Genomic DNA, 13,299 nt, shown 5'->3' on the forward strand with positions numbered 1-13,299 from the left:
CCCCCCCCGCCACTAGGATCGACCCCATGCCAACACCCCCGCCCTCCGACGGCCCAGAGCTAGTCCCCCAGGACGGGACAGGCATCCCCGACACCCTCCAGCGCCTCTGGACCCCCCACCGCATGGCCTACATCCGAGGCGAGAACAAACCCGAAGGCACCGAGCCCGAAGGCTGCCCCTTCTGCAGCCTCACCGCCCTCACCGACGAAGATGCCCTCATCGTCGCCAGAGGCGACTCCGTCTACGCCGTCCTCAACCTCTACCCCTACAACCCGGGCCACCTCATGGTCGTCCCCTACCGCCACGTGGCCGACTACACCGACCTCACCCAGGCCGAGACCGACGAGCTGGCCCGCTTCACCCAGCAGGCCATGCGCGTGGCGCGCAAGGTCGCCGCCCCGCACGGCTTCAACATCGGCATGAACCAGGGCGTCGTCGCAGGCGCGGGCATCGCCGCCCACCTGCACCAGCACCTCGTCCCCCGCTGGGGCGGCGACGCGAACTTCATGCCCGTCATCGGGCACACCAAGGTGCTCCCGCAGCTCCTCGGCGAGACCCGGACCCTGCTCGCCGACGCCTGGCCGGTCTAGCCAGAGAGTCAGGACCCGGGTCCGCTGCCGCTCATTCGCCAGCGCGGAGCACGGCCTCCAGCTCGATGTGGACGGTGATCTTGTCGCCGACCACGGCGATGCCGTTCTGCACGCCCTCGAAGTTGACGCCGAAGTCCTTGCGGTTGATCTCGGTCGTGCCGGAGAAGCCGACGCGGGTGCCGCCGTACGGGTCCGGGCCGAAGCCGTTCAGCTCGAAGTGCAGCGGGACGACCTTGGTGACGCCCTTGAGCGTCAGCTCGCCGTCGAGTACGTAGCCGTCGCCGGACGCGCGCACGCCGGAGGCGCGGTATGTCATCTCCGGGTAGGTCTCCACCTCGAAGAAGTCCGCCGAGCGCAGGTGGTTGTCGCGGTGCTCGTTGTAGGTGTTGATGGTCCGCAGGTCGATGTCGACCGCGACGCTCGCCTGGGCGGGGTCGTCGGTGGTGACCAGGTGGCCGGTGACGCCGTCGAAGCGGCCCTTGACCTTGCTCACGACCATGTGCCGGACGGTGAAGCCGATGTCCGAGTGGGCGGCGTCGATGTCCCAGGTGCCTGCGATGAACCCGGGGAGCTGGGCGAGCGTCATGGGGTGCCTCCGTGCGATCGGGTAGTTGAACACTCAACAGCGACGATAGCCCGAGCAAGTTGAGAGTTCAACCAGTAGACTGGTGGCATGGACGACACCCGCTGGCTCACCGACGCCGAGCGCGATGTCTGGCGCACCTTCATCACCATGGTCGGGGCCTTCGGCGACCACCTGGACAAGCAGCTCCAGCGCGACTCCGCGATGCCCTACACCTACTACGAGATCCTCGTCGTCCTCTCCCACGCGCCCGGCCGCGCGCTGCGGATGAGCGAGCTGGCGGGCCTGCGCGGCGCGAGCCGGAGCAGGCTCTCGCACGCGGTCTCCCGGCTGGAGGAGGCGGGCTGGGTCGAGCGCCGCGAGTGCCCCACCGACAAGCGCGGCTCCATCGCCGTGCTCACCGACGAGGGCTTCGCCGCGTTGGCCGCCGCCGCCCCCGGCCACGTCACCACCGTGCGCGAGGCGCTGTTCGACCGGCTCACCCCCGAGCAGGTCGCCGTCCTCGGCCAGATCAGCGTGGCCGTGCTGGACGGGCTCGACCCGGACAAGTGCCTGCCCGGCAACCGCGAGCTGGGCTGAGGGTGGCGCGGCGCACGCGGGCGCGCGCCGGTTAGGCTGCCCGGGCCAGCCCGGAATCCGCTGTTAGGTGCGCCGCCAGCCCCATGCTGAACATCTTCGCCCGTGCCACTGTCTCGCGCGTCACCGATCCGATCGGCGCGTCGCTCGTCCGCGTCGGACTGACGCCCAACGCCGTCACCCTGTTCGGCACCGCGGGCGCCATCGCGGGCGCGCTGTGGCTGTTCCCGGCCGGGCACCTGTTCGCGGGCACCCTCGTGGTGTGGGGCTTCGCCATGTTCGACCTGCTCGACGGGGCCATGGCGCGCGCGCTCGGCGGCGGCACCCGCTACGGCGCGGTGCTCGACGCCACCTGCGACCGGCTCGCCGACGGCGCCCTGTTCTGCGGCATCACCTGGTACCTGTTCGAGGTCGCGCACGACCGGACCACCGCCGTGGCCGCGTTGGTCTGCCTGGTGCTGGCCCAGGTGATCTCGTATGTGAAGGCGCGCGCCGAGGCGTCCGAACTGGACGCCGACGGCGGGCTGGTGGAGCGGGCCGAGCGGCTGATCATCACTCTGGTCGGCACCGGCCTGACCGGGCTCGGCGTGGACTACGCGGTGCCGGTCGCGCTGTGGCTGCTGGCCGCAGGCTCGGTCGTCACGGTGGCGCAGCGGCTGCTCGCGGTGCGGCGCTCGGCGCGCACGGTGGCCGAGGCGCCGGAGCGAACGGCGCCGGAGGGAAAGGCACTGGAGGGGAAGGACCGATGAGCGGCTGGGGTGACCGCCTGCAGGCGGGCGGCTACGGGCTGGGCTGGCGGCTGGCGCGCACGCTGCCCGAGCCGTTCGCGGCCACACTGTTCCGCGCGGGCGCCGACCTCGCCGCGCGCCGCGCGGGTGCGGGCACCCGCCAGTTACGCGCCAACCTCGCCCGCGTGGTGCCGCAGGCCGGACCGGCCGAGCTCGACGACCTGGTCCGCCAGTCCCTGCGCTCCTACGCGCGGTACTGGATGGAGGCGTTCCGGCTGCCCACCATGGACCACACCGAGATCCACGCCAGAGTGAAGTCGGCGATGACCGGCAACGAGTACGTCAACGCCGCCCTGCGCGAGGGCAACGGCGTCGTGCTCGCACTGGCCCACTCGGGCAACTGGGACGCGGCAGGCGTCTGGCTGGTCGGCGAGCACGGGCGGTTCACCACCGTCGCCGAACGGCTGCGACCCGAGTCCCTGTACGAGAAGTTCGTCGCCTACCGCGAGTCGCTCGGCTTCGAGATCCTGCCCGCCACCGGCGGCGACAGGAACCCGGCCGTGGTGCTGGCCGAGCGGCTGCGCCAGAACGGGATCGTCTGCCTGCTCGCCGACCGCGACCTCACCCCGGCGGGTCGGCCGGTCACCTTCTTCGGCCACCGGACCCGGATGCCCGCGGGCCCCGCCTACCTGGCCGCCCGCACCGGCGCCCACCTGCTGCCCGCGGGCCTCTGGTTCACCGACGACGGCTGGGGCCTGCGCATCCACCCGCCGGTGAAGGTCGACGGCGTGCGCGGCATCCAGGCCGCCACCCAGACCCTGGCCGACATCCTCGCCGCGGACATCGCCGCGCACCCGGCCGACTGGCACATGCTGCAGAAGCTGTGGCTGGACGACCTGCCCGCGGACCGGCGCGCCGCGCTCGCGGCCAGGGAGGCGCCCCGGGGGCGGCGCTGATGGGCCTGCGCATCGGGATCGTCTGCCCGTACTCGCTCGACGTGCCCGGCGGCGTCCAGTCGCACGTGCTCGACCTGGCCCGCGCCCTGCACACCCTGGGCCACGACGTGGACGTGCTCGCCCCGGCCGACGAGGACACCCCGGTGCCCGACTTCGTCCGCCCGGCGGGCCGTGCCCTTGGCATCCCGTACAACGGCTCGGTCGCCCGCCTGTCCTTCGGCCCGCTCTCCTACACCCGGGTCCGCCGCTGGATCCGCGACCACGACTTCGACGTGCTGCACCTGCACGAGCCGACCGCGCCCAGCCTGTCCATGCTGGCCCTGATGATCGCCGACGGCCCCATCGTGGCCACCTTCCACACCTCGACCCCGCGGTCACGGACGCTGAGCGCGTTCCAGGCCGTCCTGCAACCGTTCCTGGAGAAGGTGACGGCCCGCATCGCGGTGTCCGCGCTGGCCCGCCGGGTCCAGGTCGAGCACCTCGGCGGCGACGCGGTGGAGATCCCCAACGGCGTGGACGTCCCGTTCTACCGGGACGCCGAGCCACTGCCCGGCTACCCGCGCGCGGGCGGCACGATCGGCTTCGTCGGCCGCTACGACGAGCCCCGCAAGGGCATGCCCATCCTGCTCGGCGCCTTCCAGGAACTGGCCGACGACCTGCCCGACCTGCGGCTGCTGGTGGTGGGCCGGGGCGACGAGGCCGAGCTGCGCCGCACCATGGGCACCCGGCTGGCCGACCGGATCGACCTCCTTGGCCCGGTCGACGACCCCACCAAGGCCCGCATGCTCGGCAGCGTGGACGTGTACTGCGCGCCCAACCTGGGCGGCGAGAGCTTCGGCATGATCCTCACCGAGGCGATGGCCGCGGGCACCCCCGTGGTGGCCAGCGACCTGGACGCCTTCCGCCGCGTGCTGGACGACGGCCACGCGGGCGTCCTCACCGCCGTCGGCGACCCGCATGCCCTGGCCGAGGGCCTGCGCTCGGTACTGACGGACCCGTCCCGCCGCGCCACCCTCGCCGCCGAGGGCAGCCGCCGGGTGGCGATGTTCGACTGGGCGGCGGTGGCCACCCGCGTCCTGCGCGTCTACGAGCAGGCCGTCGCCGCGGACCCGCGCGCGGTGGGGGAGGTGCCGTGAGCGACTGGTACCCGATCCTGGCGGCCATGGCCGCCCTGGTCCTCTTCGGCATCTGGCTGGTGGGCACGGCCAACCGCCTGGACCGCCTGCACGTCCGCACCGACGCCGCCTGGGCCGCCCTGGACGCCGCCCTGGCCCGCCGCGCCGTCGTCGCCCGCGCGGTCTCCGGCGTCCTCGACCCGTCCCCCGGCGACCGTCTCCGGGTGTTGGCCGACCGCGCCGAACGCGCACCCCGGCCGGATCGGGAGTCCGCCGAGAACGACCTGAGCCGTGAACTGTCCTCCGTGGACCGTCAAGACCTGGCCCTCGCCCTGGTCACCGAACTCGTGGACGCGGAACAACGGGTGGTCATCGCCCGCCGCGTGCACAGCGACGCCGTCCGCGACACCCTCGCCCTGCGCCGCCGCCGTCCGGTCCGCTGGTTGAAGCTGGCGGGCACGGCGCCCAGCCCGGAGTACCTGGAGATCGCCGAACCGGACCTGTCGGAGGACGTCCCGCGTCCACGCCCGGCCGCGCGCGTGGTGCTGCTGGACGCCGCGGGCCGGGTGCTGTTGTTCCACGGCCACGACCCGGCCCGCACCGGCGACAGCTACTGGTTCACCGTCGGCGGCGGCGTGGAACCGGGGGAGGACCTGCGTTCCGCCGCCGCCCGCGAACTCCGCGAGGAAACCGGCATCGACCTCCCGGCCGACTCCCTCACCGGCCCCATCTGGCGCAGGCGGGTGCTGTTCAGCTTCGACGGCCGCAACTACGACGGCGAGGAGTGGTTCTTCCTGGCCCACCTCCCCGCCGACGCCACCGTGGACACCTCCGGCTTCACCGACCTGGAGACGGCCACCATCGCCGAACACCGCTGGTGGACCGTCGACGACCTCCGGTCCACCGCGGACACCGTCTACCCGGTCCAGCTCGCGGAGTTGCTGTCGGAACGCCAGACCTGGGACGGAACCCTCAAGGCCGTCCGCTGACACCGGGCGAGGGGGCGGCGGCAACGACCACCCCCTCCGGCATCACGCGTACTGGGTGGCCAACGAGGCGGGCAACGGGTCGAACCGGGCGAACTCCCGACTGAACGCCCCCGCCCCCGACGTCAACGACCGCAAGTCGATCGCGTACCGCAACAGCGCGGTAGCGGGCACCTCCGCCAACACCACCGTGTACCCCGCGGAATCCGCGGAAGTACCCAACACCCGCCCACGCCGAGCGGACAGATCCCCGAGCACGGCCCCGAGATGCTCATCCCGCAACCGCACCCGGATCGAGTCCACCGGCTCCAGCAACGAGATCCTGGTCTTCTCCGCGGCGTCCTTCAGCGCCAACGATCCGGCGGTCTGGAACGCGGCATCGGACGAGTCCACACTGTGCGCCTTCCCGTCCACCAGCGTCACCCGGATATCCACCACCGGATGCCCGGCGTGCAGCCCCCGCTCCAGCTGGGCCCGGACCCCCTTCTCCACCGACCCGATGAACTGGTGCGGCACCGACCCGCCGACCACCCGGTCCACGAACTCGAACCCGGTACCGGTCGGCAGCGGCTCCACCTCGATATCGCACACCGCGTACTGCCCATGCCCACCGGACTGCTTCACATGCCGCCCATGTCCCCGGGCGGTCCCGGCGAACGTCTCCCGCAGCGACACCTTCACCGGCTCCGTCTCGACATCCGCCCCACCGGCCCGCAACCGGTCGAGCACCACATCGGCGTGCGCCTCGCCCATGCACCACAACACGAGCTGATGCGTCTCGGCGTTCCGTTCCAACCGCAACGTCGGGTCCCCGGCGACGAGCCGCGACAGGTTGCGCGCCAACGCATCCTCATCACTACGGGTCTTCGCGGCCACCGCGACCGGCAGCAACGGCTCGGGCATCGCCCACGGCGCCATCAGGATCGGGTCCTCCGGAGCGGACACGGTGTCCCCGGTCTCCGCCGACCCCACCTTCGTCAACGCACACAGATCACCAGCCACGCAGTAGGGCACCTCCCGCAGCGAGGACCCCAACGGCGAGTAGATGTGCGCCACCCGCTCATCCGCGTCGTGGTCCTCGTGCCCCCGATCCGCCAACCCGTGCCCGGACACGTGCACCGACCGCTCCGGCCGCAACGTCCCGGAAAACACCCGGACCAGTGACACCCGCCCGACGTACGAGTCGACCGCGGTCCGCACGACCTCGGCCGCCAACGGCCCGTCCGGGTCGGCCGTGATCGCCGCGCGCGGCCGCCCCTGCGGGTCCGTCACCTCAGGCAACGCGTGCTCCAACGGCGACGGGAACGCCCGCGACAGGGCGTCCAACAGCTCGTCCAGGCCCAACCCGGTCGTCGCGCACACCGGGAACACCGGGTGGAACGAGCCCCTGGCCACCGCCGTCTCCAGGTCGGCGATGATCGTCCCCGGCTCGATCGCCTCCCCGGCCAGGTAGCGGTCCATCAGGGTCTCGTCCTCGCTCTCCGCGATGATCCCCTCCAGCAGCCGGTCCCGGACCTCGCCGATCGTCGAGAGATCGTCCGCCGATGCCTCGGACACGGTCGGCGGACGCCCGTCGGTGTAGTCGAACCGCCGCTGCGTGATCAGCCCGAGCAGCCCGGCACCGTCCGGGGTGGGCAGGTAGACCGGCAGCACGTTGGCCCCGAACGCGGCCTGGCACGCCGCCAGCTCGGCGTCGAAGTCCGCGCGCGCGTGGTCCAGCCGGGCGATCACCAGCGCGCGCGGCATGCCCACGGCGGCGCACTCGGCCCACAGCGTGGTCGTGGTCGCGTCCACGCCCTCGGCGGCGCAGACCACGAACAGCGCGGCGTCGGCGGCGCGCAGCCCGGCGCGCAGCTCGCCGACGAAGTCCGCGTACCCGGGGGTGTCGATCAGGTTCACCTTCACCCCGTCGTGCACCAACGGCGCGACCGACAGGCCGACGGAGCGCTGCTGGCGCACCGCGGCCGGGTCGTGGTCGCACACCGTGGTGCCCTCGGTGACCGACCCGGCCCGACCGACCACACCGGAGGCGGCCAGCAGCGCCTCGACGAGCGTGGTCTTGCCGGACCCGGACGGCCCGACCAGCACGACATTGCGCACCTGTCCCGGATCGCTGACCGCGACCCCGGACTCGGCTTGACCGTTCTCGGAGTTCTTGGACCCCATGGCGCCCCACCTCCACTCGGTCGGGGAGCCGCCGGGGCTCCCCATCGGCACTCGTGTGTTCGATCTCACACCGATATCGGTGGCTCGACAACCCCGCGAGAGTCCCGAGTCGTTCCCGACCGTTTACCCCCCGGCCGCCGGACAGTCGGTCCGGGCGGGACGCAAAACCGCCGAGTGGCCTGACGAGATAGGTCCCGATTGGCCACCTTCACCGGGCCATTTCGGCCGTAACCTGTGGTCAGCGGCTTCCCGCCGCCGCGCGCGGGTCCCCACCCGCCGACCGCCGAGAGAAAGGTCGCCCGCAGTGTCCGACCAGCAGACCGCAGCCCCCACCCCCGAGACCGGCACCACCCGGGTCAAGCGCGGCATGGCCGAGATGCTCAAGGGCGGCGTGATCATGGACGTGGTGGACGCCGAGCAGGCCAAGATCGCCGAGGACGCGGGCGCGGTCGCGGTGATGGCGCTGGAGCGGGTCCCGGCCGACATCCGCGCGCAGGGCGGCGTCGCCAGGATGAGCGACCCGGACCTGATCGACGGCATCATCGCCGCGGTCTCCATCCCGGTCATGGCCAAGGCCCGCATCGGCCACTTCGTCGAGGCCAGGGTGCTGCAGGCGCTCGGCGTCGACTACATCGACGAGTCCGAGGTGCTCACCCCGGCCGACTACGCCAACCACATCGACAAGTGGGCGTTCACCGTGCCGTTCGTGTGCGGCGCCACCAACCTGGGCGAGGCCCTGCGCCGGATCACCGAGGGCGCGGCCATGATCCGCTCCAAGGGCGAGGCGGGCACCGGCGACGTGTCCAACGCGACCACGCACATGCGCAAGATCCGCGCCGAGATCAAGCGGCTCACCTCGCTGCCCGAGGACGAGCTCTACGTCGCGGCCAAGGAGCTGCAGGCCCCGTACGACCTGGTCGTCGAGGTCGCGCGCACCGGCAAGCTGCCGGTCGTGCTGTTCACCGCGGGCGGCATCGCCACCCCGGCGGACGCGGCGATGATGATGCAGCTGGGCGCCGAGGGCGTGTTCGTCGGCTCCGGCATCTTCAAGTCCGGCAACCCGGCCCAGCGCGCCGAGGCCATCGTCAAGGCCACCACCTTCCACGACGACCCGGATGTGATCGCCAAGGTCAGCCGCGGCCTTGGCGAGGCCATGGTGGGCATCAACGTGGAGGACGTGCCCGAGCCGCACCGGCTCGCCGAGCGCGGCTGGTGATCGCGGCGCCCCGGGGGCCGCGCGCCCCCGGGGTCACACGTGCTCGGAGACCAGGCAGGCGGTCGTGCCCGGCAGCAGCGCCTCGAACACGTGCGGGAGGTCGCCGGGGTAGCAGATGTAGTCGCCGGGCTCCAGCGTGACCGGCTCGTCGGTCAGCCCGACCAGGGCTCGCCCCGAGCTGAGCACCACGTGCTCGACCACCCCGGGCGCGTGCGGCTCCGACTCCCGCCTGCTGCCTGGCTCACCCCTGGTCAGGTAGACGTCGCGGCGGGCGTGCGGCGGGCTGGAGGCCAGCAGCGTGCACGAGTAGTCGGCGCGTTCGGAGTAGACCACCGGGCCCTCGCCGAGGCGGATCACCTGCACCCGCGGCCGCGGCGGCTCGACCAGTCTGCTGAACGGCACGCCCAGGGTCACGCTCAACGCCCACAGGGTCTCGATGCTCGGGTTGCCCGAACCGGACTCCAGCTGGGAGAGCGTCGACTTGGCCACTCCGGCCCGCTTGGCCAGCTCGCTCAGCGAGAGCCCCACTCGTTCCCGCTCGCGGCGCAGCGAGCGGGCGATGACGTCCAGCAGTGCTCCGCGCTGCTCCACTTTCCGCTCCCTGGTGGTCACCCGATGTTCGATGTGACGAACGATCCGTTCGCGTTGACGAACGGGCCATCGGTGTCCATCATATCGGACTATGCGTTCGATCTGGCGAACACTGGATGCCGAGCTGTGGCGCGGGGTACTGGCCATCGCGGTCGCCGCCGCGGTCAACGGCGCCTCCTTCGGCGCCATCGCGGTGGCCGCGGGCCTGGCCCTGTGGGTACCGGTGGTGATGTCGGTGCTGATCTTCGCGGGCGGCTCGCAGTACCTGGCCGTCGGCGTGGTCGCGATCGGCGGCAACCCGATCGCGGCAGTACTCGGCGGCCTGGTGCTCAACGCCCGACACCTGCCGTTCGGCCTGGCCGTGGGAGACGTGATCGGCCGGGGCCTGCCCGCACGGCTGGTGGGCAGCCACCTGCTGGTGGACGAGTCGGTCGCCTTCGCCATGGCCCAGCGCGACCCGGTCCGGGCCCGCGCCGCCTACTGGGCCTGCGGGGCCTCGCTGTTCGTGGCCTGGAACGTGGGCGTGCTGGCCGGGGCGCTGGCGGGCACGCTGGTCAGCGACCCGAACGCGCTCGGCCTGGACGCGGTGTTCCCCGCGGTCATGCTGGCGCTGGTCCTGCCCGCCCTCAAGGAGGCGGGCAAGGCCCGGCCCGCCCTGCTCGGCGCGGCCGTCGCCCTGGCCACCACGCCGTTCCTGCCCGCGGGCGTACCCGTGCTGCTGGCCCTCGTCGGACTGGTAGCCGTGCCCCGCCGCCGTGAGGAGGTGGTCGCGTGACCATCCTGCCGATCCTGGTGCTGGCTCTCGGCACCTACGCGTTCCGCCTCGGCGGCACCCTCCTGCGCGACCGGGTCACCATGCCCGACCGGGTGCGGGAACTGCTTTCCACCGGTGCCCTCGTGCTGCTCGTCGCCCTGGTCGCCACCAGCTCGCTCACCAAGGGCCAGTCCTTCGCGGGCTGGTCGCTGCCCGCGGGCGTACTGGTCGGCGGGGTGCTCGCGTGGCGCAAGGCCCCCTTCGTCGTCGTGGTCATCGCGGCCGCGACGACCACCGCCCTGCTGCGCCTGGCCGGGGTCGCCTGACCCGAGCCCCGACCAGGCCGACTACCCTGGACGATCGGGTCTGGAACAGGAGGAACACCACCGTGTCGGCAGATCGACCGCTGATCGGGGTGCTCGCGCTGCAGGGTGACGTGCGCGAGCACATCGCCGCCCTGGAAGCGGGCGGCGCGCGCGCCGTCACCGTGCGCCGCGAGTCCGAGCTGTCCGCCGTGGACGGCCTGGTGCTGCCCGGCGGCGAGTCCACCACCATGTCCCGGCTGCTGGAGACCTTCGAGCTGCTGGACCCGCTGCGGGCCCGGCTGGCGGCGGGCATGCCCGCCTACGGCTCCTGCGCCGGGATGATCCTGCTCGCGGAGAAGGTCCTCGACGGCCGCCCCGACCAGCACCAGCTCGGTGCCCTGGACATGATCGTGCGCCGCAACGCGTTCGGCAGGCAGGTCGACTCGTTCGAGGAAGACCTGGCCGTCGACGGCGTCGACGGCGGTCCGGTGCACGCGGTCTTCATCCGCGCCCCGTGGGTCGAATCGACCTCGCCGCGGGTGGAAGTGCTGGCTAGGGTGCCCGACACCCCGACGGCCGGAGCCGCCGCCGGTAGGATCGTCGCCGTTCGGCAGGGCAGCGTGCTCGCCACCTCGTTCCACCCGGAACTGACGGGCGACGCGCGCGTGCACCGCCTGTTCGTGGACCTGGTCGTCGACACGGTCCGCGGGCTCGAAGACACCGGTAGCGAATGACGGAGGAGAGATGAGCGGCCATTCCAAGTGGGCGACGACCAAACACAAGAAGGCCGCCCTCGACGCCAAGCGTGGCAAGCTGTTCGCCAAACTGATCAAGAACGTCGAGGTCGCGGCCCGCACCGGCGGCGGTGACCCGGACGGCAACCCGACGCTCTACGACGCCATCCAGAAGGCGAAGAAGAACTCGGTCCCGCAGGACAACATCGAACGCGCCCGCAAGCGCGGCGGCGGTGAGGAAGCGGGCGGCGCCGACTGGCAGAACATCACCTACGAGGGCTACGGCCCCAACGGCGTCGCGGTCCTGATCGAATGCCTCACCGACAACCGCAACCGCGCGGCCGGTGAGGTCCGCACCGCCATGACCCGCAACGGCGGCAACATGGCCGACCCGGGCTCGGTCGCGTACATGTTCAACCGCAAGGGCGTGGTCGTCCTCCCCAAGAACGACCTCGCCGAGGACGACGTCCTCATGGCCGTCCTGGACGCGGGCGCCGAGGAGGTCAACGACATCGGCGACAGCTACGAGATCGTCTCCGAGGCCACCGACCTGGTCGCGGTCCGCACCGCCCTGCAGAACGCGGGCTACGACTACGACTCCGCCGAGGCCAGCTTCCTCCCGTCGCTGACGGTCGCCCTGGAGGCCGACGGCGCCCGCAAGATCTTCAAACTCATCGACGCCCTGGAGGACTGCGACGACGTCCAGAACGTCTACGCCAACTTCGACATCTCCGACGAGGTCATGGCCGAGGTCGACTGACCCCTCCTGGCAGCTGCACGACGGACCGGCGGGCTTCCCCGCCGGTCCGTTCTGTTCGGTTCGGGGAGTGGCGTTCGGTTCCGGCCACAGCCAGGCGAACGCCCTTGAGAGTGGTGACTCCCCGAGGGCAGACTGGGGGTCCCCAACACCAGGAGTTCCCTTGTCGCTGGATGAGATCACCGAGGAGCAGGCGGAACTGCGGGAGTGGTTGCTGCAGACCGCCGACAGCGAGGGGCACGCCGTGGTCGAGGTGCCCGGGGACGAGTTCGGCGCCCCCTACGCCTTCTCGGTCGGGGCCTGGCGCAGGTTCGGTGCCCCCGAGGCCGTGGTCATCGGGTTACCGGTGAACATGATGCCCACCCTGATCTCCGCCTACGTCCAGCGCGCCGCAGCGGGTGAGCGGTTCTTCCCCGGCCTGCCCTACCTGGACTTCTTCGACGGCACCCCGGTGGTCGTCGAGCGGGTGCACCAGGACTTCTACCCGGAGTTCCTCGGCAGCGCCCTCTTGCTCTACCCCTCCGGCCAGTTCCCGGCGCTCCAGCTGATCGTCGCCACACCGGACGGTCACTTCCCGTGGAGCCGCAGGGCGCCGGAAGGTTTCGCGGACTGGCAGCCCATCCTCACCGCCAGCGGCCACCCCGAGAGTTGGCGGCCCGGGATCGACGGCCCGTGAGGACCGACCCGAGCATGTCGGCGAGGCCCGCACCGTTCAGCCGCCTCGGGGCCAGGTTGCCGATCATGGGGGAAGCAGTCGTGCCAGCTCAGGCCGGTCCGCGACCAGGGACGCCGTAGCGAACTCCACCGAGTCGTCGGTGTAGGGCGGGACCACCACCGTGCCGACCAGCGACCACGATGGTGTCTCCGACGCCTGCCACGTGCCCGCGGGCACCAGCAGCTGCGGTCGTTCGCCCGCCGCCACGTCCGAGCCCAGGGTCACCGATCGATAGCCGGACGGCCCGATCAGGTGGGTCGTCAGCGGCGCGCCCGCGTGGTGGACGTACAGCTCCGGTCGGTCGAGTCGGTGCCACGCGGAGAACGCGGGGGATTCGAGCAGGTAGTAGATGGCGGAGAAGGTGTCGTCGGCGTACGACCGGCTCCACAGGCCGCCCTCGGTCGGGAGGGGTCGCAGGTCCAGGGCCGTCGCCAGCGCACGGGGATCGGTCACGGTCACAGCTTAGGAACTCCGGCCCCGCACCGCCCCGGACCGTGGTTACGATCTTGGTCTCGCGCAGGAAAGGG

At 72.0% G+C, this 13,299-nt stretch carries 16 protein-coding genes; 12 read left to right on the forward strand and 4 right to left on the reverse strand.

What is annotated here, in order from left to right:
• Nucleotides 1-26 precede the first annotated feature (26 nt).
• Nucleotides 27-590 (forward strand): HIT family protein, encoded by a 564-nt coding sequence (locus C503_RS0129920; RefSeq protein WP_026316837.1) that lies wholly within the window; start codon nt 27-29, stop codon nt 588-590.
• Nucleotides 591-621: 31 nt separating this feature from the next.
• Here C503_RS0129920 and C503_RS0129925 read toward each other — a convergent pair whose 3' ends face one another.
• The gene (locus C503_RS0129925; RefSeq protein ID WP_018685910.1) at nt 622-1,176 is read right to left on the reverse strand and encodes a YceI family protein; all 555 of its coding nucleotides are present in this window, start codon (nt 1,174-1,176) and stop codon (nt 622-624) included.
• A gap of 87 nt (nt 1,177-1,263) precedes the next feature.
• Between C503_RS0129925 and C503_RS41360 the strand changes: the two genes are divergently transcribed.
• The 5 genes from C503_RS41360 to C503_RS0129950 all read left to right on the forward strand — a co-directional run bounded on the left by C503_RS41360 (nt 1,264) and on the right by C503_RS0129950 (nt 5,537).
• Nucleotides 1,264-1,752: a MarR family winged helix-turn-helix transcriptional regulator gene (locus C503_RS41360; protein ID WP_018685911.1), complete on the forward strand. Its 489-nt coding sequence runs from the start codon at nt 1,264-1,266 to the stop codon at nt 1,750-1,752.
• 83 nt (nt 1,753-1,835) lie between these two features.
• Nucleotides 1,836-2,498 (forward strand): phosphatidylinositol phosphate synthase, encoded by a 663-nt coding sequence (gene pgsA, locus C503_RS0129935; protein WP_018685912.1) that lies wholly within the window; start codon nt 1,836-1,838, stop codon nt 2,496-2,498.
• A complete protein-coding gene (locus tag C503_RS0129940) occupies nt 2,495-3,433 on the forward strand; it encodes a phosphatidylinositol mannoside acyltransferase (protein ID WP_018685913.1) in 939 nt (312 codons plus the stop codon). Before pgsA ends, C503_RS0129940 begins: the two co-directional genes overlap by 4 nt.
• 5 nt (nt 3,434-3,438) lie before the next feature.
• A complete protein-coding gene (locus C503_RS0129945; protein ID WP_026316838.1) occupies nt 3,439-4,569 on the forward strand; it encodes a glycosyltransferase family 4 protein in 1,131 nt (376 codons plus the stop codon).
• A complete protein-coding gene (locus C503_RS0129950; protein ID WP_018685915.1) occupies nt 4,566-5,537 on the forward strand; it encodes an NUDIX hydrolase in 972 nt (323 codons plus the stop codon). The genes C503_RS0129945 and C503_RS0129950 overlap by 4 nt, the downstream gene beginning before the upstream one ends.
• Nucleotides 5,538-5,579: 42 nt before the next feature.
• On the opposite strand, the gene C503_RS0129955 is transcribed toward C503_RS0129950, so the two are convergent.
• Complete coding sequence (locus tag C503_RS0129955; RefSeq protein ID WP_018685916.1) at nt 5,580-7,700, reverse strand: elongation factor G-like protein EF-G2; 2,121 nt, start codon at nt 7,698-7,700, stop codon at nt 5,580-5,582.
• A gap of 304 nt (nt 7,701-8,004) precedes the next feature.
• Between C503_RS0129955 and pdxS the strand changes: the two genes are divergently transcribed.
• Nucleotides 8,005-8,916, forward strand: coding sequence for a pyridoxal 5'-phosphate synthase lyase subunit PdxS (pdxS, locus tag C503_RS0129960; protein ID WP_018685917.1), 912 nt, complete (start codon nt 8,005-8,007; stop codon nt 8,914-8,916).
• A gap of 33 nt (nt 8,917-8,949) precedes the next feature.
• Here the strand turns inward: pdxS and C503_RS0129965 are convergent, their stop codons facing one another.
• The gene (locus C503_RS0129965; protein WP_018685918.1) at nt 8,950-9,507 is read right to left on the reverse strand and encodes a helix-turn-helix domain-containing protein; all 558 of its coding nucleotides are present in this window, start codon (nt 9,505-9,507) and stop codon (nt 8,950-8,952) included.
• A 91-nt stretch (nt 9,508-9,598) separates the two neighbouring features.
• On the opposite strand from C503_RS0129965, the gene C503_RS0129970 reads away from it, so the two are divergent.
• The 5 genes from C503_RS0129970 (at nt 9,599) to C503_RS0129990 (ending at nt 12,733) form a co-directional block, all read left to right on the forward strand.
• Nucleotides 9,599-10,282, forward strand: coding sequence for an AzlC family ABC transporter permease (locus tag C503_RS0129970; protein WP_018685919.1), 684 nt, complete (start codon nt 9,599-9,601; stop codon nt 10,280-10,282).
• Nucleotides 10,279-10,587 (forward strand): AzlD domain-containing protein, encoded by a 309-nt coding sequence (locus C503_RS0129975; RefSeq protein ID WP_018685920.1) that lies wholly within the window; start codon nt 10,279-10,281, stop codon nt 10,585-10,587. The genes C503_RS0129970 and C503_RS0129975 overlap by 4 nt, the downstream gene beginning before the upstream one ends.
• A 62-nt stretch (nt 10,588-10,649) precedes the next feature.
• Nucleotides 10,650-11,300, forward strand: coding sequence for a pyridoxal 5'-phosphate synthase glutaminase subunit PdxT (gene pdxT / locus C503_RS0129980; protein ID WP_018685921.1), 651 nt, complete (start codon nt 10,650-10,652; stop codon nt 11,298-11,300).
• Between the two features lie 10 nt (nt 11,301-11,310).
• A complete protein-coding gene (locus C503_RS0129985; protein ID WP_018685922.1) occupies nt 11,311-12,060 on the forward strand; it encodes a YebC/PmpR family DNA-binding transcriptional regulator in 750 nt (249 codons plus the stop codon).
• Between the two features lie 160 nt (nt 12,061-12,220).
• Nucleotides 12,221-12,733, forward strand: a complete 513-nt coding sequence (locus C503_RS0129990) for a DUF4262 domain-containing protein (protein ID WP_018685923.1) — start codon at nt 12,221-12,223, stop codon at nt 12,731-12,733.
• Nucleotides 12,734-12,796: 63 nt separating this feature from the next.
• Here the strand turns inward: C503_RS0129990 and C503_RS0129995 are convergent, their stop codons facing one another.
• Nucleotides 12,797-13,225, reverse strand: coding sequence for a cupin domain-containing protein (locus C503_RS0129995; RefSeq protein WP_033401202.1), 429 nt, complete (start codon nt 13,223-13,225; stop codon nt 12,797-12,799).
• Between the last annotated feature and the right edge of the window lie 74 nt (nt 13,226-13,299).

It is taken from the genome of Actinokineospora enzanensis DSM 44649 (assembly GCF_000374445.1).
GTDB lineage: Bacteria > Actinomycetota > Actinomycetes > Mycobacteriales > Pseudonocardiaceae > Actinokineospora > Actinokineospora enzanensis.